This is a genomic window from Streptomyces abyssalis, from assembly GCF_001751365.1.
Taxonomy (GTDB): domain Bacteria; phylum Actinomycetota; class Actinomycetes; order Streptomycetales; family Streptomycetaceae; genus Streptomyces; species Streptomyces abyssalis.
In genome coordinates this window covers 249,622-270,569 of record NZ_LJGT01000041.1, presented here as the reverse complement: position 1 = coordinate 270,569, position 20,948 = coordinate 249,622, and the positions used below count along the sequence as shown (strand labels likewise).

Here is a 20,948-nt window from a genome sequence, read left to right as displayed (position 1 = left end):
CGGCCCTGACAGTCCTGCGCTGACAGTCCTCACAGCGCTGACAACGCTCACCCCCTCGGCCCGCTGTCCGAGATCCCCGGCGGCACCTGCGGCTGCGTGCAGCCCCGCCTCGCCGCCTGCCGCTCCGCGAAGTCGGCCAGCACCGACCGCACCTCCCCGGCGCTCAGCACCGGCGTCCGGCCGTCGCCACCGAGCGCCCGCGCCCGGAAGACGGCCTCCGTTCCGCCGCAGCGCGCGGTCGCCCAGCCCTCCGTGCCGCTCACCCACGGCTTCTCCCGGCCCGCGGCCTTCCACAGCCCTTCGGAGAAATCGCCGTGGAACGCCGTGAGGTCCAGCACCTCCGTCTTCTCCGCTGCCCGGCCGGACTCCGCACCGTCACGTTCGCGCTCCAGCAGGCAGCTCCCCACCGGGGCACGCTTCGACATCCGCACCTGCACGCTCCATGTGTCCTCGCGCGTGAGCGGCGCACGGGCGAGCGCCGCGCACGGGGTGCCCGCCGTCTCCTCCAGGGGCACCGGCTCCGGCCGGGTCACCTCCGCCGGTACCTCGAGCGTCTCCGCCCCGCAACGCAGGTTCTCCGAGGCCTTGTTGGCGAGAGCGACGGCGGCACGCGCCCCCGCGTCGTAGGAACTGCCGATCCCGGGCTCGTCGCCGGACTCGTCGTCACCGAAGTAGCCGGGGATCTGCGCCCTGGTGTGCAGCTTCCTCGGCTTCCCCGAGCCGCCCTCGCCCAGTCGCGGGCAGTCGAGCGTCAGCACGAGATCGCCGCGCTGCGACTCGTACCCGGGGAGCCCGGCCGGGAGCGCCAGCCGGGCGGGTTCACGTCCGGAGAAGTCGTCGGACAGGCGCCGCTCGACATCGTCACGGGAGGTGTAGGCGGATGCCCGGAAGCGGTAGCCACGGCCGGACGACGCGTCGTTCACCTCGCAGCGGTACCGGCCGAGCCGCTCGTCGAGGGTCTCCTCGTGGGCGTACAGGTGGCCGTCGTCGTCGGCACGGCCGGCACCCAGGTCCTCGAGGACGCCCTCGGGGAGCGAGCCTCCGCAGGCGTTGCGTGTGACCCACCAGTCGTTCGCGTACGGCTCGACGACGGCGACGGCGACGCCGAGCACGACCGCTCCGGCGGCAGCGGCACCGATGATCCGCTTCCGCCTGTCGCGGCGGCGAGGCCGCCCCCCGATATCCGTCACCCGGGCAAACTACCGCCGCGGACGTGCGGCACCCGAGATCACAGGCGCTGCGTCAGGCGGGAGTCGCCGTGTGCCGCATGCGGCAGGGCTCCACCCGGCTCAGTCCGTCACGCCTCCGCTGCTCGCGCCTCAGTCGGCGCCCGCCTCAGCAGGCGCTCCGCCGGGCCACGGCGCCCGTGCTCAGGCCACGGGCTCCCTGCGGGTCACTCCCACTCGATCGTGCCCGGCGGCTTGCTCGTGATGTCGAGGGCGACGCGGTTGACGCCGGAGACCTCGTTCGTGATGCGGGTGGAGACGCGGGCCAGCACGTCGTAGGGCAGCCGGGACCAGTCGGCGGTCATGGCGTCCTCGGAGGAGACGGGACGCAGCACCACCGGATGTCCGTACGTACGCCCGTCACCCTGGACGCCCACCGAGCGGATGTCGGCCAGCAGTACCACCGGGCACTGCCAGATGTCCCTGTCCAGACCGGCGGCCGTCAGCTCCTCGCGCGCGATGGCGTCGGCCTCGCGCAGCACGTCGAGGCGCTCGCGCGTGACCTCGCCGATGATGCGGATACCCAGCCCGGGGCCGGGGAAGGGCTGGCGCTGCACGATCTCCTCGGGCAGGCCGAGCTCCTGGCCGACCATGCGGACCTCGTCCTTGAAGAGCTTGCGCAGCGGCTCGACCAGCTCGAATTCCAGGTCCTCAGGGAGGCCGCCCACGTTGTGGTGCGACTTGATGTTGGCCGCGCCGGTGCCGCCGCCGGACTCGACGACGTCGGGGTAGAGGGTGCCCTGCACGAGAAACGCGACGTCCTCACCCGCTGCGCCCGCCTCGGCGACGAGCTCGGCCTGGGCCTGCTCGAAGACCCGGATGAACTCGCGCCCGATGATCTTCCGCTTCTGCTCGGGGTCGGACGCTCCGGCGAGCGCGGAGATGAACCGGTCGGCGGCGTCCACGACCTTGAGCTGGACGCCCGTGGCCGCCACGAAGTCCTTCTCCACCTGCTCGGTCTCGCCCTTGCGCATCAGCCCGTGATCGACATACACGCAGGTCAGCTGCGTACCGACGGCCTTGTGGACGAGGGCGGCGGCGACCGCGGAGTCCACGCCGCCCGACAGCCCGCAGATGGCGCGCTTCGAGCCGACCTGCTCGCGGATCGCCGCGACCTGCTCGTCCACGATGCTCGCCGTCGTCCAGGTCGGGGAGAGACCGGCGCCGCGGTAGAGGAAGTGCTCCAGCACCTGCTGTCCGTGCGTGGAGTGCATCACCTCGGGGTGGTACTGGACGCCGTAGAGCCGGCGTCCGTCGTGCTCGAACGCCGCGACCGGGACCATGTCCGTCGACGCGGTGACGGTGAAGCCCTCGGGGGCGGCGGAGCAGGCGTCGCCGTGCGACATCCACACCTGCTGGTGCGACGGCGTGCCCTCGAAGAGGGTGGACGCGCCCTTCGAGACGGACAGGTCCGTACGCCCGTACTCGCGGCTTCCTGTGTTGTCGACGGTGCCGCCGAGCGCCTGCGCCATCAGCTGGAAGCCGTAGCACAGGCCGAGGACGGGAACGCCGGCGTCGAAGAGCGAGCCGTCGAGGGACGGGGCGTCCTCCGCGTACACGGACGAGGGACCTCCCGAGAGGATGACCGCCTTCGGGTCCCTGGCGAGCATCTCCTCCACCGGCATGGTGGACGGGACGACCTCGCTGTAGATCCGCGCCTCGCGTACGCGGCGCGCGATGAGCTGCGCGTACTGGGCACCGAAATCGACCACGAGGACCGTCTCCGGAGCGTCCGGAGAGGCGGAGGCGGATTCCGGGGAGCCTGTGCCCCGAGGGGCGGGCGCTGATGCCACGGAGCGGCTGCCTTTCGGCCTTGCGGCGGGTGGTACGGGGCTGTGGAACGGTGCCGGACGGCGTGGGAGCGCCGTACGGAAGCACAGAGCACGTGCTCACTTCGTACGGCCGATTCTAACGGGAGGCCGGAGGGCCCCCGCTTGGCCTCCGAGGCGGGCCCGTGCATACTGACGGGCATGTTCGAGCAGCCCGTCACGACCAGCTTCTGGTTTACCTATGGCACCGGCCCGTCCGGCTGCCATGGTCGAGCTGCTTGATCCACTGACAAGCGACTTACCGGGCGCCCCCGGGCCGATCAAGGCCCCGGGGCGCTTGTCGTTTCCGCTCCCCCGGGCCGCGAGGTCCCGGGCTCCGCCGCCGGTACGAGCACGGCACGAGCCACCAGGAGGAGACGGAAGACCATGAGCACCGAAACCGCAAGGACCACCCCACGGCCGGCAACCCCGGGCACGGGCGAGGACGGGGAGTCCGGGGACGCCACGGCGGGGGCGACCGCCGCCGCGCGCTCCCGCATCGACGAGCTGGACGGCCGCATCATCGCGCTCGTCCAGGAGCGCAGGACGGTCTCCGCCGGCATCCAGCGGGCACGTGTCGAGGCCGGAGGGCGGCGCGTGGAACTGGCCCGCGAGATGGAGATCCTCGACCGCTACCGGGGCGAGCTGGGCAGGCCCGGCACGCAGCTCGCGATGACTCTTCTGGCGCTGTGCCGGGGGCAGTTGTGAAACCCGGCCTGGAAACCCCGGCACGCGGCGGTCACCCGTACGGTGCGTGACCGCCCCGTGAGGCGGTTCGTTGGTCTCTGTGACCTCGATGCCCGCCGGACGTCCGGTGGTTCGGGGCCGCGCCATCGCAGCGATGAGACGCCCGTTCCTCCCCGTGGGCGGAGGCGGAAGTGTCGTGGGACCTCGCTCCGGCGCGTGTGACCGGTCAGCAGGGGACAGCAGCCCGGTCACCAACTCTCCCCGTACGGGGAGAGAGTGGCCGGTCCCGGGGACGCCCTGGACCGGCCGCTCCGCGGATCGCGGCCTCACCGGTCAGGGGGATTCTCGGGAGATTGTCGGCCGCCGGTAAAAGTTCCGGCCAGGCGGTACGGATGCCGTGACCGAGTGCTCCCGACGCCTTGCGCGCCGTCGGCACATCCAGCACGATGCACACGAACCCCCGTTCAGGACCCAGCCGTTGACCGGCGCTGCAGCGTGCTGCCGCGATTCGGGACGGCTAGGCGGCACTACCCCCCGGTGCCGCTCCGTCAGCACGGGCGCTGCCCTGACGCCCGTGCTGAACGCCGAGGGCCCCGCGGCGCCGTCCACCACCCGGCCGGCTCCGCGGGGCCCTTCGCACGCCGTGGACACACATGCCCCGGACGCCCGAGTCCCGGACCCACCCATCGCGGACGCCGACGCACCGGACAACTGCCGCCGCCCGGCGGCCCCTTCGGAGGCTGCCGGGCGGCTGGACGGCTGGACGGTGCGCCCTACTCCACGTCCGCGCTCTCGCGCGCCGCCTCCGGCTTCTCCGCCCCCCGGGCGGCAGTGCCCGCACGCGGCACCTCCGGCACGGGCAGCATCGTCAGGCGCAGCGCCCCGAACGCGCTCTCCGGGACCGCCGGTTCGCGCGGCGCGACAGGTGCCATCCGCACATACGCCGAGCCCTGCTCCGGCCGCGCGTCCTCCTCGCCCTTGTTCGGCCACAGCGACATCGCACGCTCGGCCTGCGCCGTGATGGTGAGGGCGGGGTTGACACCCAGGTTCGCGGAGACGGCGGAGCCGTCCACGACCGAGATGCCCGGGTGCCCGTAGAGCCGGTGGTACGGGTCGATCACGCCGCTGTCCGCGTCGGCGCCGATCGGACAGCCGCCGAGGAAGTGCGCGGTGAGCGGCATGCCCATCAGCTCACCCAGGTTGGTGCCCGGGAAGCCGTTGATCTCGTCGGCGAGTATCCGTGCCGCCTCGGCACCCTCGGGAATGTAGGCCGGGTTGGGCGCACCGTGCCCCTGGCGGGCGGTGAGCAGGCCCTTCCCGAGTCCCTTCTGCTTCCTGTACGTGGTCAGGGAGTTGTCGTGCGTCTGCATCACCAGACCGATGATGATCCGCTCCGACCACTTGCGCCCGGAGAGCGACCGGATGAACAGATTCGGGTGGCGCAGGCAGGTGACCAGGTGCCCCAGCAGTTTGGGCAGCTTGGTCTCGTGGTTGACCTGGAGGGTGGTCAGTGCGCTCATCGCGTTCGAGCGCCTGCCGTAACGGACGGGCTCGATGTGCGTGTGCTCGTCGGGGTGGATGGAGGAGGTGATGGCCACGCCTCGTGTGAAGTCGAGATTCCGGCCGTCCTTCCACTTCTTGCGGTAGCGGCGGGGGATCGTCTGAGCGCCCACCAGGGCCTCGGAGTTGGTACGTGTCAGCTCGCCGAGACGTCCGGACATCCGGGGCAGCGTGCCGTTGTCGCGCATGCGGTGCAGCAGGGTCTGCGTCCCGTACGTGCCGGCCGCGACGACGACCTTGCGGGCGCGCAGCACCGTGCGTGGGCCCTTCTGCTTGTCCGTCGCGACGGTGGTGACCGCGAAGCCCTCCCCGCCGGGAAGTTCCTCCACCTCGCGCACGGTCGTCATCGGACGGACCACCGCGCCCGCCTGCTGGGCGAGGTGGAGATAGTTCTCGTTGAGTGTGTTCTTCGCGCCGTGCCGGCAGCCCGTCATGCACTCGCCGCACTCCGCGCACGCCCTGCGCGAGGGGCCCGCTCCGCCGAAGTACGGGTCGGCCACCTCGCCGCCCGGCTCGGCCTCGGTCTTGCCGTCCGCGTCCTTGCCGTCGCCGAAGAAGACGCCGACGGGCGCCAGATGGAATGTGTCCCCGACGCCCATCCGCTCGGCTGTCGTCTTCAGATGCTCGTCCGACGGCGTCATCGTCGGGTTGAGGCGTACGCCGAGCATGCGCTGCGCCTGGTCGTAGAAGGGCTTCAACTCCTCCTGCCAGTCGGTGATGTGGCCCCACTGGCGGTCCTGGAAGAAGGCCTTCGGCGGCACGTAGAGGGTGTTGGCGTAGTTCAGCGAACCGCCGCCGACGCCCGCGCCTGCCAGGATCATGACATTGCTGAGGACGTGGATGCGCTGGATGCCGTAGAGGCCCAGCGCGGGCGCCCATATGTAGTTCTTCGTGTCCCAGGAGTTCCTGGGCAGGGTCTCGCGCGTGAAGCGGCGTCCGGCCTCCAGCACTCCGACGCTGTAACCCTTCTCCGTGAGACGGAGAGCGGAGACGGAACCGCCGAAGCCGGAACCGATGACAATCACGTCGTAGTCGTACGAACCGCCCTCGTTCTGGGCGGAGTTCTCCTCGGACACGGTGGGCCTCCGGTGCGAGTGGTGCGGCTCGGGATCGGTTGTACGGATCGGCGTCGGGGACGGGTCTCGGGCGTACGGGGTCGGGTTCGCGGCGGCGGACGCGACGTGAAGCGACGCGTCAGCGGAAGCGCAGCGCCTTCAGCGCCTTGAGGGAAAAGCTCATGAACTTGGCGTACTTCGCGTCGTCCATGCCGAAGGAGGGCGCCATCGGCAGCACACGCTGGTGCGCCACGGTCTGCGGCTCGGTGAACTTGAGGATGCCCTCCCTGCCGTGCCGCCTGCCGATGCCCGAGTCGCCCATGCCGCCCATCGGGGCCTGCACGCTGCCGTACGCCGCGGCGTACCCCTCGTTGACGTTGACGGTTCCGCTGCGCAGCCGCGCCGCGACCTCGCGCGCCTGGCGGCCGTTGCGGCCCCACACGCTCGAATTCAGGCCGTAAGACGTCGCGTTGGCGAGCTCGACCGCCTCGTCCACGTCCGCGTACCGGTAGACGGAGACGACCGGCCCGAAGGTCTCCTCGGTGCACACGGCCATGGGCGACTCGACTCCCTCAAGGATGGTCGGCTCGTGGAAGAGCGGCCCGACGTCCGGCCGTGCGCGCCCGCCCGCGAGCACCTTCGCGCCCTCGGCGACCGCTTCCCCGACGTGGCGGGTGACGTTGTCCAGCTGCTTCTGCGAGACGAGGGAACCCATGTCGGCGCCGTACGCGAGCGCCGAGCCGAGCCGCAGCTTCTTCGTACGGGCGACGAAGCGCTCCACGAACGCGTTCGCGACCGACTCGTGCACGTACAGCCGCTCGATCGAGATGCACAACTGGCCCGCGGAGGAGAACGCACCGCGCACCGCACCCGCCGCGGCCTTGTCCAGGTCGGCGTCCGGCAGCACGATCATGGCGTTCTTGCCGCCGAGTTCGAGCGAAGCGCCTACGAGCCGCTCGGCGGCGATCTGCGCGACGCCGCGGCCGGTCCTGGTGGAGCCGGTGAAGGAGACGTAGTCGCCGCGCTGGACGACCGCCGGACCGATCACGTGACCCTCGCCGATGACGACCTGCCACACGTTCTTCGGCAGTCCGGCCTCGATGAGCAGCCTGCGCGCCCACAGCGCGGTCAGCGCCGTCTCGGTGTCGGGCTTCATCACGACCGCGTTGCCCGAGACGAAAGCGGGAAGCGCGTCGCCGACGGAGAGTTCGAGGGGGTAGTTCCACGGCGCGATCTGCCCGACGACGCCGCGGGGGTGAAGGTTCTCGGCCACCTTCGTCAGCACGGGGAACGCTCCCATGTGCCGCTTGGGACGCAGATAGGCGGGGGCACGGCGTCCGTAGTGGCGGGCTGCGACGGCCACCGCCTGCACTTCCTCGTGCGCGTGCAGCCGGGTCTTGCCGGTCTCGAGCTGGATCAGGTCCAGCACCTCGTTCTGCCGCCGCAGCACCAGGTCGTGGAAGCGCAGCAGGACTGCGGCGCGCTCCCGTACGGGCGTGGCCGCCCACGCGCGCTGCGCCTCGCGCGCACGGTGGAAGGCGAAGGCGACGTCCTCCGGTGTGGACTCCGGCAGTTCGGCCAGCTTCTTCCCCGTGAAAGGCGTGTGACTGGACGTGCGGCCGGTGCCTATCACTCCCTCGCAGAGCTGCGCGACGAGCTCTGCGGTGACGACGTCGGCGGCGGTGCGCACGCCCGAGGGGGTGGGGGCCACGGGGTTTCCGGCGTGGTCCCCGGCAGGCGTGCCCGTGGCCCTTACCGCGACGCTGCTCTCAGCTTCGGCCGCGCCACTGCTCTCGGCCTTGCCGGCGGCCGTGCCGGCGGTCTCGGCCTCGGCCTTGCCCTCGGGCCCGGCCACGGGGTTGCTGCCGCCGGTCGCGTCGCCGCTGATCCGGCGGTCTTCTCCGCTTGCCCGGCCGCCTCGGGTGTCCTGCGTGTCCGTCATGCGGGAGAGACTACGACCCCGGAAACACGCTGCATACCCGACGGTAACCAATTTCACCGAATCTGCCAGTGAACGCTGGCGCGACGGACCGCGGCAGGCGCGCAGCGCGGAATTCAGCCGCCCGTCGGCCGGTAGGTGTCCGCCACGGACTCGAAGTGCCGGTCGATCTGCTGCTTCTTGCCCTCCGAGCCCATCACCATCAGCACGTGGTAGCGCCCGTCGATGATCATCGCCCGGTTGCGTGCGTAGACGTCCCGGCCGCCGTCCTTCCAGCTGAAAGTGCCCTCGGCCATGGCGGTTTCGCCCACGTCGATCCGCCGCAGCCCGGAGGTGGACGCCCAGTCCGAGGCGCGGTAGGCGTTCAGTTCCGGCTCGTCGTCGCTCTGGTAGGTCATCGGGTCCTTGCCGAACTTCCCCACGCTGTCCCGGCCGTTGACGACGACCATCTCGACGTCGCCGCCGTTGTAGCGGACCTGACCGCGGCCGGTCGTCGACCGCCGGTTCCACTCCTGCGGTACGGCGACCTGGAAACCGGCCGGGTCCCGGCTGAGCTTGTAACCCTCCGGCGCCTTGTCCGCGGGCGCGGACGGCCGCGGCTTCTCCGCGCTGCCTCCGCCGCCTCCCTTGCCGTCGCCGGCGCCCTGCGACTCTCCCCCGCCGTCCTCACCGGGCTGCGGGGAGCGGCTCTCACTGCCGACCGAACCGCGCTGCTGGCCCGGGGCACCGGCCGTGTCGCTCTCCGGCATGAACCACACCGCGTACATCATCGCGGCGACCAGACCCGCGAGCACCAGCCCGACCAGCACGCCGCCCAGCCTGCGGGGGCGGGCACCCTGCCGCTGCTTCTTCCGGCGTACGGGCGCGGCCTGATCGCGCGCGGCGGGTTCGGGCTGCGGCTTCGGCGGTACGGGGGCGGCGGGCTGCTGCAGCGGCACGTCCTGCGGGTGCGGGTGCTGCTCGTGAGCCGGGTGCGTGTACGGCTCGTGCTCGTACGGCTCGTGCCGGTGCTGCGACGGCAGCGGGTGCGGCGGCAGCGGGTGCGGCGGGTGCTGCCGGGGACGGTTCTGCTTGCGGTGCTGCCGCCGCTGACGCTGCTGTTGTCTGTTCTCTTGCCGCTGTTCGGCGCGGGCCGCGCGTCTGGCCGCCCTCCGTCTGCGTACGAGTTCGCCGCGGCGGCGCAGTATCGGCAGCCGTCGCGGGTCCGACGTACCGCCCGGGTCGAGGGACGGGGCGTACACCGTGTGCCAGCCGGCGTCGGGCTCCGGTGCGGAGCGCACCAGCGACCGCAGCCAGCCTCTCAGCTCCTCGAAGTCGGGGCGCTCCGTGGGGTCCTGGCGCAGCAGCGACTCGACGACGGGACGCAGGGCGCCGCACTCCTCGGCGAAGGCGGGCGGCTCGCCGCACACCATCTGGACCAGCTCTGCGACGTCGTCCTCGGGGTAGGGCCCGTGACCCTGCACCGCACGGAAGAGCAGCACACCCAGCGCCCACAGGTCGGCGGCCGGGCCGACCGGCGGGGGGAGCCGCCAGTTCCGGTGGACCGGGCCGGCCTGCTCAGGTGCCCACCGCTCGCCGACCGCTCCGACGACGGTCATCCGAGCCTGCCGTGCGCGCTCGGCGGCGAGCGCGGTGGTGGGTCCGTGGAAGCCTTCCGGCGCACCTGACTCCTCGGCGCCCTCGCCGCCCCAGGGGCGGTCCTCCGGAGCGTCGTCGTAGGGGTCGTCCGTGTACGGGTCTTCGGTGTACGGGTCTTCGGTGTACGGGTCTTCGGTGTACGGGTCTTCGGTGTACGGGTCTTCGGTGTACGGGTCTTCGGTGTACGGGTCTTCGGTGTACGGGTCTTCGGTGTACGGGTCTTCGGTGTACGGGTCTTCGGTGTACGGGTCTTCGGTGTACGGGTCTTCGGTGTACGGGTCTTCGGTGTACGGGTCTTCGGTGTACGGGTCTTCGGTGTACGGGTCTTCGGTGTACGGGTCTTCGGTGTACGGGTCTTCGGTGTACGGGTCTTCGGTGTACGGGTCTTCGGTGTACGGGTCTTCGGTGTACGGGTCTTCGGTGTACGGGTCTTCGGTGTACGGGTCTTCGGTGTACGGGTCTTCGGTGTACGGGTCTTCGGTGTACGGGTCTTCGGTGTACGGGTCTTCGGTGTACGGGTCTTCGGTGTACGGGTCTTCGGTGTACGGGTCTTCGGTGTACGGGTCTTCGGTGTACGGGTCTTCGGTGTACGGGTCTTCGGTGTACGGGTCTTCGGTGTACGGGTCTTCGGTGTACGGGTCTTCGGTGTACGGGTCTTCGGTGTACGGGTCTTCGGTGTACGGGTCTTCGGTGTACGGGTCTTCGGTGTACGGGTCTTCGGTGTACGGGTCTTCGGTGTACGGGTCTTCGGTGTACGGGTCTTCGGTGTACGGGTCTTCGTAAGAGGTCTCGGCGGACGGGTCGGCGTACGCGCCCTCGGTGTATGGGTCGTCGGTGTCCGGCTCCTGCGAGTGCGGGGCCTTCGTGAACGCGTCCGTGAACGCGCCACTCGTGTGCCGGGCGGCCGTCGGACGCGGCCCGGACTCCGGGCCCGCCCCGGGACCCGCACCCGGCTCCGTCTCGGACTCGGGCCGCCCCCCGGGCTCGGCGGGACGCCAAGTCGCCCTCACCGGAAGGCTGTTGGGCACCCGCGTACCCGGCAGATCGCTCGGCGTGACCTCGTCCTCCCCGGACGGCAGCCACCGTACGAAGTCGTCCGGAGTGGTGTGCGGACCGGTCACAGGGGGCGTCGACGCTGCGCGGTTCCACCAGTCGTCCCGCGCGGCCGTCCCGGCGGCCTCGTCGAGCTGCGGCCTCTCCGGCCGGCGCCCTTGCTCCTGGCCCTCCTGGTCGTCCCGGCCGTCCGGGCCCGCGCTGTGCGCCCGGGCCGCGGCACCACGCCGAGCACCCGCCTGGTACGCGGCGATGGCACGGCCGCGGCCGCTTCGTCCGCCGGTCTCGTACCCGTGGCGTACGGGCTCGTCCCCTTCCTCCGCCGCCCCGTTGCCGTGGCTCAGCCCCTGGAGGCCGAAGATGCCCCGCGGCCCTCTGCCGGAGCCCGGGTGATCGCCCGTTCCGTAGTCGCGGCCCGCCTCGTCGCCACGGCCCGGCTCGTGACCTTGCCCATGACCACGGCCACCACCGGTGCCGTAGGGGCCGGGCCGGTGGCCGTACGGCTCGTCCTCCCGCCGCGCGGCGAAGCCGTCGGGCAGGGAGATGTCCGACCACGGTGCGGGAGCGGGCCCCTCGGGCGCGTCCGACGGCCCGTCGCCCTCTCCCGGGCCACCGCCGGAACCGCCGGAACCGCCGGAACCGCCGCCGGGCCGCGCCTCCCCGGGAATGCTCCCGCTGGGCGGCAGCGCCAACCGCCCGGAGTCCGGGTGCGGGCTGTAGCCGCACAGCGCCTCCTCGGCGGCACCGACCGCGAGCCCCGTGAGCAGAGCCCGCCCGTCGTCGCAGATCAGCACGGTGCGGGGAGTGACGTTGCGGTGGGTCCAGCCGTGGGCGTGCACCACACGCAGCGCGGTCAGCACATCTGCCGCGACCTCCGCGGCCCTGTGCGCGGTCAGCGTCTGGTGCGACAGCAGCGCCGCGAGAGGCGTCGCGGGCAGCAGCTCGCTGACGATCCACAGCCCGTCGCCCTCGACGAAGACGTCGAAGACCTGGTCGAGCCTGGGGTGGTCGGGCAGGTTGGCCGCTGCTACGGCCGCCTCGACCGCCCGCCGTACGACCGGGTCCGCGGGCCTGCGCGTGGCACGCCCTATCGAGCCACGGAGGGCGCCTGCCTGTGCGGACCCGTCACCCGCGCCGCTCACGCCGGTGCCGTCGCCCAGCACCTCCGCCTCGACGACCTCGGGCAACGGGACCTGACGGACGAGCACTTCCTGGCCGCTGGCCGTGTCGTAGGCCACCGACTCCGTCAACTGGTACGAATCGGCAGTGGGTTGGGGCAAGCGGTATCGGTCGGCGAGCAGCCGTCCCGCATTGTCCGCGTAGTCGTCCACGACGCCTCCCCACAGCGTGCGAGACCGTCAATTCCACACCGCATCCGCATCTTTACGGACGGATACCGGTCTGCGGCCATTCACGATACGTGTCTGAGCTGTCCGGTGCGGGCGGACTCGGGGACTCTCCAACCGCGTACGGCCCGCAGCAGGCCTCATTCACCTGAAACGCTTGCCCGATTCCGCCTCAATCCCAACGTCCCCCGGAACGAGGGCGGGGAACCACGCTCAGCCGAGCGGCTTGAAGGTCTTGAACGCCGTCTTCCGCAGCGTCCGGCACTCCTCGTCGTCCCACTTGTCGGCCTTGCAGGTGATCATGATCGCGTAGCCGTGTGAATCGTCCACGCGGAAACCGCGGTTGAGGACGCGTACCCTTTCGCCGTCCTCGTCGCGCTCGAACTGCCAGTCGCCGACGGTCGGATAGCCCCGCCACTTCACGCTCTTGATGCTGATCTGGCGGTATCCGCTGCTGTTGCCCTTCACGGAAGGCTCCAGATCACGCCAGCCCGCGGCTGCGTCCTTCAGCGGATCGGGACTGAAGTCCACCTGGAGCTTGGGCAGACCGCCGTCGGAGTACTTGGCGCCGGAGTTGCGTCCGGCAGTTCCCGAGCGCTCGAAGTCCTCGGGCATCGCCATGCTGAAGTGGAAGCGCTTGTCGGTGACTTGGGTGTAGTCCTCGGGCAACGAGGGGCCGCCGCCGGGCTCTTCCTCCTCTTCGCCGCCGGAGGGCGTGCTCGGGTCAGGGGAGGGGCTCCCCTTTTCCTCGGCGCCCTTGTCCTCGTCCTTCTCCTTGGTGCCTGCGCCGCCTTCGCCCTTGTCGCGCTCGGCGCCGCCGCCCGCACCCGAACTCGCCGCGTCCTTCCCGGACTTGGCGCCGCCCCCGCCGCCACCGTTGTCGAGGGCGAAGACCGCGAGCAGCGCCAGTACCGCCGCGACCGCCACCGCGGCGACGGTCAGCGTGCGCCGCGAGAACCGCCCGGTGAGCTGAGTCAGCGCCGTCGTCGCGGCTGCCAGGCCGCCGCCCGACGGGGACGCCGGGCTCCCCGCCCCCTTGTCTGCGGTTGGCGCGACCGCCCCGGAGTCGACGGGCGCGTGGGTCTCGTCGCCGACTCCGTCAGCGGCCGCCCCGTCGGCACCCTCTGCACCGGCACCGGCAGCGGGCGCGGACGCGGTGCCCGCCGCGGTTCCTGCCGCCGCTCCGGCTCCGGCAGCCGCACCCGCGCCTGCAACCGCACCCGCGGCTTTCGGACTCCCGGGCTTGGACGCCGGCTTCGCGGACGCCTTCTTGCCCCGCTGACGGCGCTGCGGCTCGCCCTTCGTCTTCGCACCGGCCTTGCCGGATCCGGAGTCCGCTGCCTCCCCGGCGCCTTTGTCCTTGCCCTCGGCCTTGCCCTCGGCCTTGCCCTTGCCCTGGTCCTTGCCGTCGGCCTTCTCCGCTTCCTTGCCGGGCTTCGGCGGCAGCACCGCCGTCGTCCCGCCGTCCTGTACGGGAGCAGCGGCGGCTCCCGCACCGGCACCCGACGCCACCGGCTCCAGCAGGGCACGCGCGCCCGCCACATCGAGCCGCTTGTCCGGGTCCTTCGACAGCAGCCCGAAGATCACCTCTTCGAGCTCGCCGGCCTGCTCCGGCGGCGGCACCGGCTCCGTCATCACCGCCGTCAGCGTCGATATGGCCGAGCCCTTGTCGTACGGGGGGTGGCCCTCGACCGACGCGTACAACAGGGCGCCGAGCGACCAGAGATCGGCGGGCGGACCCGGCGGCTTCCCACGAGCACGCTCGGGCGAGATGTACGAGGGAGCGCCCACCAGCATGCCCGTCGACGTCACCGACGGGTCGCCCTCGACCTTCGCGATGCCGAAGTCGGTCAGCACCACACGACCGGTGACGTCCTCCAACAGCACGTTGGACGGCTTCACATCGCGGTGCAGGACCCCTTCCCGGTGCGCCGCACGCAGGCAGTCGAGCACGGCGAGCCCGACCTCCGCCGCACGCTGCGGCGTGAGCGGCCCTTCCTTCCGGATGTGATCGGCGAGCGAACCACCCTCGACGAGCTCCATCACGATCCACGGACGGTCGTCCTCGTCGACGACGTCGAAGACCGTCACCGCGCTGCCGCTGCGGATACGGGCGATCGCCTTCGCCTCCCGCAGGGTGCGGGTGATGAGCCGCTGCTTCTCGTCCTCCTCGACGCTGGAGGGGAACCGGAGCTCCTTCACCGCGACCGCACGGCCCAGGACTTCGTCCTCGCCGCGCCACACGGTGCCCATGCCGCCCCGGCCGAGAACTTCCCCCAGCCGATAGCGACTCCCTACCAGCCGACCCGCGTCCTCGCTCATGAATCCCCTTGTGTTCCCTCAGCGATGGCCCACCCCAGCCCCTCCTCATTGTGAACCATCGCGCCGTCACACCGCGTACGGGGGCGGCGCAGGGCGGGCACATCCCGACGCCTTCACACACGCCGCCTCACACACCGTCAAGGCCACCGTCACCCACCGGCCACGCGGGTGCCCCGCGTTGACGCCGCCTACTCCTCGGGCACCGACACGCGTGCCTCACTCGCTCTTCGGATGGGGTCGACCGCCCTCGGCGGAATGATCAACTCCTGTGGACTGCCCGAAAGCCCGCTGTTACTGTCAGCGACGAACCGAACAAGCCGGGGGTAAGGCTCACATGGGGGAGTTCCGTATCGATGACCCGGGGAATCTCACCCGGGGCACAAGCGCCTCTCGGAGGCAGCGTCGGACTTCGAGCAGGACGTCCTCAAGACCGTCCGCGGTGCCGGGTGGGAAGAGAGTTCGAGCACCGAGGAGACGGCCAAGTCGCGAATCGCCGCCGAGCACAAGGAACTTGAAGAGGCCGGAAAGGTCGCCAAGGCCGTCCATGGCAATATCGAGTCGGCCGCACGCGAGCTGAAGGCGAAGAAGAAGGCACTGATCGATCTCGTCGAAAGCGAGATCCCGAAGAAGTTCCGCGTCACCGACCAAGGCCAGGTCGTGCCCGGTGACTCCTTCCAGGCCGACCCTGTCCCCGGTGTCCCCGCACCCGGCTATACACGGCCGCAGGATGTGCAGGGGGCGCAGGAAGCCCGGCAGTGGCAGGACCGCATCAACAAGGTGCTCCAGGAAGCCGCCACGATCGACGAGAACGCCGCGACGCGCCTGCGCCACAATTTCCAGGACGACGACGACGGTTCCCAGTTCCGCGGTGACGCCTTCGCCGGCGGCAAGACCGACGCGGGTGCCGACGCGGGACGGGCGTCACAACTCGCCCGCAAGGGCGAGGACATGAGCCTCTCCGAGATCAACGAGCTCAACGCGTTGATGAAGGAGCACGGCAAGGATCCCGCCTTCTCTGCGAAGTTCGCCACCTCAATGGGCGGCCAGGGAACCATCGACTTCTGGCACGGCATGCGACCGGATGCCGTCAACCCGAACGACCCCCGCCACAAGGCCATCGAGCAGATGCGCGGCAATCTCGGACGGACGCTCGCCACCGCCACCGGCTCCGGCGCTCCCGGCATGGACAAGTGGAAGCGCGACGTCATCGCCGCCGGCGACGAGCGCCAGGGCAACGGCAGCAACACCGACCCCTACGGCTTCCAGGTCATGTCCGACCTCATGCAGGAAGGCGAATGGGACGGCCAGTTCCTCGGCGACTACGGCAAGGAAGTCCTCAGCTTCGAACGCGAGGCCATCGAGGACGGCAAGTCTCCCGAGGAGTTGTGGACGGGCCACGACTCCACACCCTCCAACTACGACCTGCCGGGGAACTCCTGGGGCAACGACCCCGTCACCGGCCTCCTCACGGGCGTCTCCCACAACCCCGACGCCGCCACCGACCTCTTCAACGACAAGACGCTCTTCAAGGACACCAGCGCCTACGTGGATCAGGGCATGGTCAACATGCCCTGGGCCGAAGACGAGAAGGAGAGCTACTCCACCGCTGAGTATCTCCTCAACCACCGGCAATACTTCGACACCATCGACAGCGTCGACGGAAAGACGGTCAACCCGTCGATGGACGCACTGGGCGACGCCATGTTCGCGGCCAGTTCGGGGCGCACACCCGGCGACACCACGTCCCCGTACCTCGACCCCACCCCGGACCAACTCGAAGCGACCGGAACAGCCTTCACGGCCTGGCGGAGAACGACAAGTTCCCGCCCGAACTCCGCGACGACGCGTCGAAGGTCCTCGCGCACCACGGCCAGAGCACTTACGACACGATGTCTTCTCCCAGGACCATGGAGACGCCTTTCGACCGCGCCGACCTCGCGAAGGTCACCACGGAAGTCGCCCACGACGGCGCCGCGTTCGGAACTCTGGACAAGAGCCTCAACGAGATCGCTGTGCACGACATCCAGACGGAGAAGGACGATCCCGCACAGAGCCTCGACCGTTCAGGGCGAGTCAACGGCTTCCTGGAGTACTCGGCCACTTCCGCCCTCAACGACGACGAGGAAGGCAAGATCGACCAGGCGGCATGGAACAAGTCCGCAGCCGGCGCCGTGGCGGGCGGAGGACTCGGCTACGTCCCGGTCGCCGGCGGTGGGCTGGGCGCTGCCAGCGGCGTGGTCATCGAAGCCGTCGCGAAGGACTACGAAGACGGCGTGAAGGAAGCCACAGAGGGCCAACGACAGGAAGTCAGCGAGGTCCGCTCCGGGCAAATGAGGGCCCTGGTGGAGACCTGGCAGCGCAACAACGGTAATTGGGCCGCAGATCAACCGTCGGGGTACGACTACGAGGATCTGCAGAACCGCATAGTCGATGGGGCCAACAACGCGCATGAAGACGCCAAGCGGGCAGAGGGGAAGAAGTGACGAACATCAAGCGCTCGGGGGCCCTGCTCCTGCTGACCGCGGTAACGCTTGTTGCAGGATGCGGAGCAAGTAAACCCCAACCCCCCAAGTCTCTCTGCGGAATCAAGACCCCCGCCTCAGCGATCAGCCCCCTCCTCCCCGAGGAAGGAGAACGAGTCACCGAAAAGCGAGTCAAGTCCGAAGCCGCACCGAACGCCTGCTCCGTCTACGTCGATGGTGACTACTACTTCAAGATCCAGCATGACCCGACCCGACCGGGCCATATCCTGACCCCTGGTGTCTTTACTCGTAAGCAACCACGTACGTTCCAAGGGCAGCTCGGTATCGATTCCCGACAAGCAGAGGCAACCGCCGACTGTGCGGGAGGCAAGCCCCCCGTCTTTGCGGACATAACACTCAACGTCGCCGAAGACGAGGCCTACTCCGACGAACGCGCGGCCCTGGAGAAGTTCCTCAACGCCTACATGCCGAACGTCCAGAAGCACTACGGCTGCAAGGCCTGACGCCCGGGCCCCGGCCGCGAGGCCTTCGCCTCCACGGCCGGGAGCCCAGCGCAAGCGCACCTCACACCGGCGCGATCTCCGGCGCCCCCAACCGCGCCGCGTCCGCCGTCAGATCGTCCGGCTGGAGCTGCGACTCGCGCTCCGCCTCGATCCGCTTCTCGTAGTGCTCGACCTCGCGGTCGACCTGGTCGGCGTCCCAGCCCAGGACCTTGGCCATCAGCTCCGCGACCTCGCGCGCGCTGCGCGTGCCCCTGTCGAAGGTCTCGATCGAGATGCGCGTACGGCGTGTGAGCACGTCGTCGATGTGGCGCGCACCCTCGTGCGTGCACGCGTAGACGATCTCCGCCTTGAGATAGTCGTCGGCGGCCGGCAGCGGCTCGCCCAACTTCGGGTCGTCCGCCACCAGTTCGAGAAGTTCCTCCGTCAACGTCCCGTAGCGGTTGAGCAGATGCTCCACGCGCGCCACGTGCAGACCTGTGCGCGCCGCGATGCGCGCCCGCCCGTTCCACAGCGCGTGATAGCCCTCCGCGCCGACGAGCGGCACCTCCTCGGTGACGCAGTCCGCGACGCGGCGGTCCAGGCCGTGCACCGCCTCGTCCACCGCGTCCTTCGCCATCACCCGGTACGTCGTGTACTTGCCGCCGGCGACGACGACCAGCCCCGGCACCGGATGCGCGACGGTGTGCTCCCGCGACAGCTTGCTCGTCGCCTCCGACTCGCCTGCCAGCAGCGGCCGCAGCCCGGCGTACACACCCTCCACGTCGTTCCGCGTCAGCGGCACCGCGAGCACGGAGTTGACGTGGTCCAGCAGATAGTCGATGTCGGCGCTGGAGGCGGCCGGATGCCTCTTGTCCAGGTCCCAGCCGGTGTCGGTGGTGCCGATGATCCAGTGCCGGCCCCACGGGATCACGAACAGCACGCTCTTCTCCGTACGAAGGATCAGCCCGGTCGTCGAGTTGATCCTGTCCTTCGGCACGACCAGGTGGATGCCCTTCGATGCCTTCACATGGAACTGCCCGCGCTCCGCGATCAGCCCCTGGGTGTCGTCCGTCCACACGCCCGTGGAGTTGACCACCTGCCGTGCCCGTACCTCGTACTCGCCGTCCTGCTCCAGGTCCTTCACACGCGCTCCGACGACGCGCTCACCCTCGCGCAGGAAGCCGACGACCCGCGCACGGTTCGCCGTGTGCGCCCCGTAGGCGGCAGCGGTACGGACCACGGTGGCCACGTAGCGCGCGTCGTCCATCTGCGCGTCGTAGTACTGCAACGCACCGACCAAGGCGTCCTTCCGCAGCGCCGGTGCCACGCGCAGGGCGCCGCGCCGGCTGAGGTGACGGTGCCTCGGAAGCCCGCGTCCGTGCCCGGAGGAGAGCGACATGGCGTCGTACATCGCCACACCCGAACCGGCGTACAGCCGCTCCCAGCCCTTGTGCTCGAGCGGGTAGAGGAACGGCACGGGCTTGACGAGATGCGGAGCGACCCGCTGGAGCAGCAGTCCGCGCTCCTTGAGCGCCTCCCTCACCAGTGCGAAATCCAGCATCTCCAGATAGCGCAGCCCGCCGTGGATCAGCTTGCTGGAGCGGCTGGAGGTGCCCGACGCCCAGTCGTTCGCCTCGACGATGCCGGTGGACAGCCCGCGCGTGACGGCGTCCAGCGCCGTACCGGCACCGACGATGCCACCACCGACGACCAGCACGTCGAGTTCGCGCTCGGACATCTGCGCGAGCGCCCTGACCCGCTGTTCCGGTCCCAGTGTCGCCGTCCTCACCGCTGCCTCCCGTGTGGTCGTGCGTTCGTCGGTGGTGTTGTCAGAACGTAGGCAGTGTTCCCCTGCCGATGGTCCTCCAATTCCCTGACTTCGGCCGCATCGCGGGCGTCGCAGAGCGGGTAATCCCAGATATCCGTCATATTGCCGATTAACTTGCTATAGCGCCGCGCAGTAGCGGGAAGCACCGGCCCGCGCAGCTCGACGCGACCTTCGGGGGCCGCCCCCGGAACGTCACACGGGGCCTCACCACCCCAGCGAGGGAACCAAGGGGAAGGATGTCCGCCGCAATGCCCGCAGATCTCGCCGTCCTCGGACTCGGCCATTCGGGTCTTCCGGTCGCACAGGCGGCCGTAGTCGCCGGGATCGAGACCATCGGCTACGACGCGGACGAGGAGACCGTCGCCGGTATCAACGCGGGCCGCCCCCCGGCCGGCGGCGCCCTCACCGCCGCAGCGGTCCGCCGCATGATCTCCCGGGGCTTCCGCGCCACCACCGATCCCGAGGTCCTCGGCGACGTCCGTACTGCGCTCATCTGCGCGCCGACCTCCCTCGGGCCCGACCGCGCGCTGAACCTCGACGCGGTGCGTACCGCTGCTCACGCTCTCGCCTCCCGGCTGCGCCCCCGTACGACCGTCGTACTCGAATCCGCGGTGTACCCCGGCAGCACCGAGGAATTCCTCAAGCCGCTGCTCGAAGAGGGCTCGGGCCTGCGCGCGGGCCGCGACTTCCATCTCGCCTACTCGCCCTCCCGCTTCGACCCGGGCAGCCGCCGCTACGGATACGCCAACACCCCCAAGGTCATCGGCGGCCTCACCCCTGCCTGTACGGAGCGTGCCGCCGCCTTCTACGGGCGCCTCGCGGCCAAGGTCGTACGTGCGCGGGGCCCGCGCGAGGCGGAGACGACGAAGTTGCTGGAGACCAACTTCCGCCAGGTCAACATCGCGCTGGTGAACGAGATGGCGGTCTTCTGCCACGACATCGGCGTCGACCTGTGGGACGTCATCCGCTGCGCGGAGACCAAGCCGTTCGGCTTCCAGGCGTTCCGCCCGGGCCCCGGCGTCGGCGGCCACAGCGTCTCCATCGACCCCAACTACCTTGCGTACCGCAGCCGTTCGCTTGGATATCCGCTGCGCATGGTCGAGCTGGCGCAGGAGGTCAACGGCCGCATGCCGCGCTACGTCTGCCAGCGCGCCGCCGAACTCCTCAACGAACACGGCAAGTCGGCCCGCGGCGCCCGCGTACTGCTGCTCGGCGTCACCTACAAGCCCGACCTGCCCGACCAGGAGGGCGCACCCGCCCGCGAGGTGGCACTCCGGCTCAAGCAGCTCGGCGCGCAACTGAGCTTCCACGACCCGTACGTCAAGGAGTGGCAGGTGGCGGACCAGCCGGTGCCGCGGGCCGACTCCCTCTACGAGGCCGCCGCGTCCGCCGATCTGACGGTGCTCCTCCAGCACCACCGCAGATACGACCTGCAGGGGCTTGCCGCCAAGGCCCAACTCCTCTTCGACACAAGGGGAGCGAGCCCGACAGGCGCCGCCCACCGCCTCTGACGGGGCGGCT

12 protein-coding genes are annotated in these 20,948 nt (G+C 70.4%); 5 read left to right on the top strand and 7 right to left on the bottom strand.

Annotation, left to right across the window (positions count from 1 at the left end; translation table 11 throughout):
- Positions 1-47: 47 nt before the first annotated feature.
- Positions 48-1,190 carry a hypothetical protein gene (locus tag AN215_RS22080; RefSeq protein WP_139140770.1) on the bottom strand — a complete coding sequence of 381 codons (1,143 nt, stop codon included), beginning with the start codon at positions 1,188-1,190 and terminating at the stop codon, positions 48-50.
- A gap of 203 nt (positions 1,191-1,393) precedes the next feature.
- Entirely contained in the window at positions 1,394-2,938 is a 1,545-nt protein-coding gene (guaA, locus tag AN215_RS22075) for a glutamine-hydrolyzing GMP synthase (RefSeq protein WP_245694640.1), read from the bottom strand.
- Between the two features lie 483 nt (positions 2,939-3,421).
- On the opposite strand from guaA, the gene AN215_RS22070 reads away from it, so the two are divergent.
- Positions 3,422-3,742: a chorismate mutase gene (locus AN215_RS22070; RefSeq protein ID WP_070011541.1), complete on the top strand. Its 321-nt coding sequence runs from the start codon at positions 3,422-3,424 to the stop codon at positions 3,740-3,742.
- A 752-nt stretch (positions 3,743-4,494) separates the two neighbouring features.
- Here AN215_RS22070 and AN215_RS22065 read toward each other — a convergent pair.
- The 4 genes from AN215_RS22065 to AN215_RS22050 all read right to left on the bottom strand — a co-directional run bounded on the left by AN215_RS22065 (position 4,495) and on the right by AN215_RS22050 (position 14,634).
- Positions 4,495-6,357, bottom strand: a complete 1,863-nt coding sequence (locus tag AN215_RS22065; protein WP_070011542.1) for a GMC family oxidoreductase N-terminal domain-containing protein — start codon at positions 6,355-6,357, stop codon at positions 4,495-4,497.
- A 118-nt stretch (positions 6,358-6,475) separates the two neighbouring features.
- Positions 6,476-8,278, bottom strand: a complete 1,803-nt coding sequence (locus AN215_RS22060; protein WP_245694638.1) for a succinic semialdehyde dehydrogenase — start codon at positions 8,276-8,278, stop codon at positions 6,476-6,478.
- 113 nt (positions 8,279-8,391) lie between these two features.
- Complete coding sequence (locus AN215_RS30495) at positions 8,392-12,297, bottom strand: protein kinase family protein (protein WP_070031228.1); 3,906 nt, start codon at positions 12,295-12,297, stop codon at positions 8,392-8,394.
- A 228-nt stretch (positions 12,298-12,525) separates the two neighbouring features.
- Positions 12,526-14,634 (bottom strand): serine/threonine-protein kinase, encoded by a 2,109-nt coding sequence (locus tag AN215_RS22050; RefSeq protein WP_070011544.1) that lies wholly within the window; start codon positions 14,632-14,634, stop codon positions 12,526-12,528.
- 657 nt (positions 14,635-15,291) lie between these two features.
- On the opposite strand from AN215_RS22050, the gene AN215_RS22040 reads away from it, so the two are divergent.
- The 3 genes from AN215_RS22040 to AN215_RS29625 are packed head-to-tail and all read left to right on the top strand — an operon-like array spanning position 15,292 to position 17,620.
- The gene (locus AN215_RS22040) at positions 15,292-16,911 is read left to right on the top strand and encodes a hypothetical protein (protein WP_139140769.1); all 1,620 of its coding nucleotides are present in this window, start codon (positions 15,292-15,294) and stop codon (positions 16,909-16,911) included.
- On the top strand, positions 16,869-17,117 hold the full coding sequence (locus tag AN215_RS29630; protein WP_139140768.1) for a hypothetical protein: 249 nt from the start codon (positions 16,869-16,871) through the stop codon (positions 17,115-17,117). Before AN215_RS22040 ends, AN215_RS29630 begins: the two co-directional genes overlap by 43 nt.
- Positions 17,114-17,620: a hypothetical protein gene (locus tag AN215_RS29625; protein ID WP_139140767.1), complete on the top strand. Its 507-nt coding sequence runs from the start codon at positions 17,114-17,116 to the stop codon at positions 17,618-17,620. The genes AN215_RS29630 and AN215_RS29625 overlap by 4 nt, the downstream gene beginning before the upstream one ends.
- A gap of 61 nt (positions 17,621-17,681) precedes the next feature.
- Here the strand turns inward: AN215_RS29625 and AN215_RS22035 are convergent, their stop codons facing one another.
- Entirely contained in the window at positions 17,682-19,388 is a 1,707-nt protein-coding gene (locus tag AN215_RS22035; RefSeq protein ID WP_070011549.1) for a glycerol-3-phosphate dehydrogenase/oxidase, read from the bottom strand.
- A gap of 287 nt (positions 19,389-19,675) precedes the next feature.
- Here AN215_RS22035 and AN215_RS22030 point away from each other — a divergent pair, with 287 nt between their 5' ends.
- Entirely contained in the window at positions 19,676-20,938 is a 1,263-nt protein-coding gene (locus AN215_RS22030) for a nucleotide sugar dehydrogenase (protein ID WP_070011550.1), read from the top strand.
- Positions 20,939-20,948: the final 10 nt, after the last annotated feature.

Excerpts from the sequence above, each read along its gene's own strand:
- AN215_RS22070 (WP_070011541.1), top strand. The coding sequence starts at position 3,422 with ATGAGCACCGAAACCGCAAGGACCACCCCACGGCCGGCAACCCCGGGC.
- AN215_RS22060 (WP_245694638.1), bottom strand. The coding sequence starts at position 8,278 with ATGACGGACACGCAGGACACCCGAGGCGGCCGGGCAAGCGGAGAAGAC.
- AN215_RS22050 (WP_070011544.1), bottom strand. The coding sequence starts at position 14,634 with ATGAGCGAGGACGCGGGTCGGCTGGTAGGGAGTCGCTATCGGCTGGGG.
- AN215_RS22030 (WP_070011550.1), top strand. The coding sequence starts at position 19,676 with ATGCCCGCAGATCTCGCCGTCCTCGGACTCGGCCATTCGGGTCTTCCG.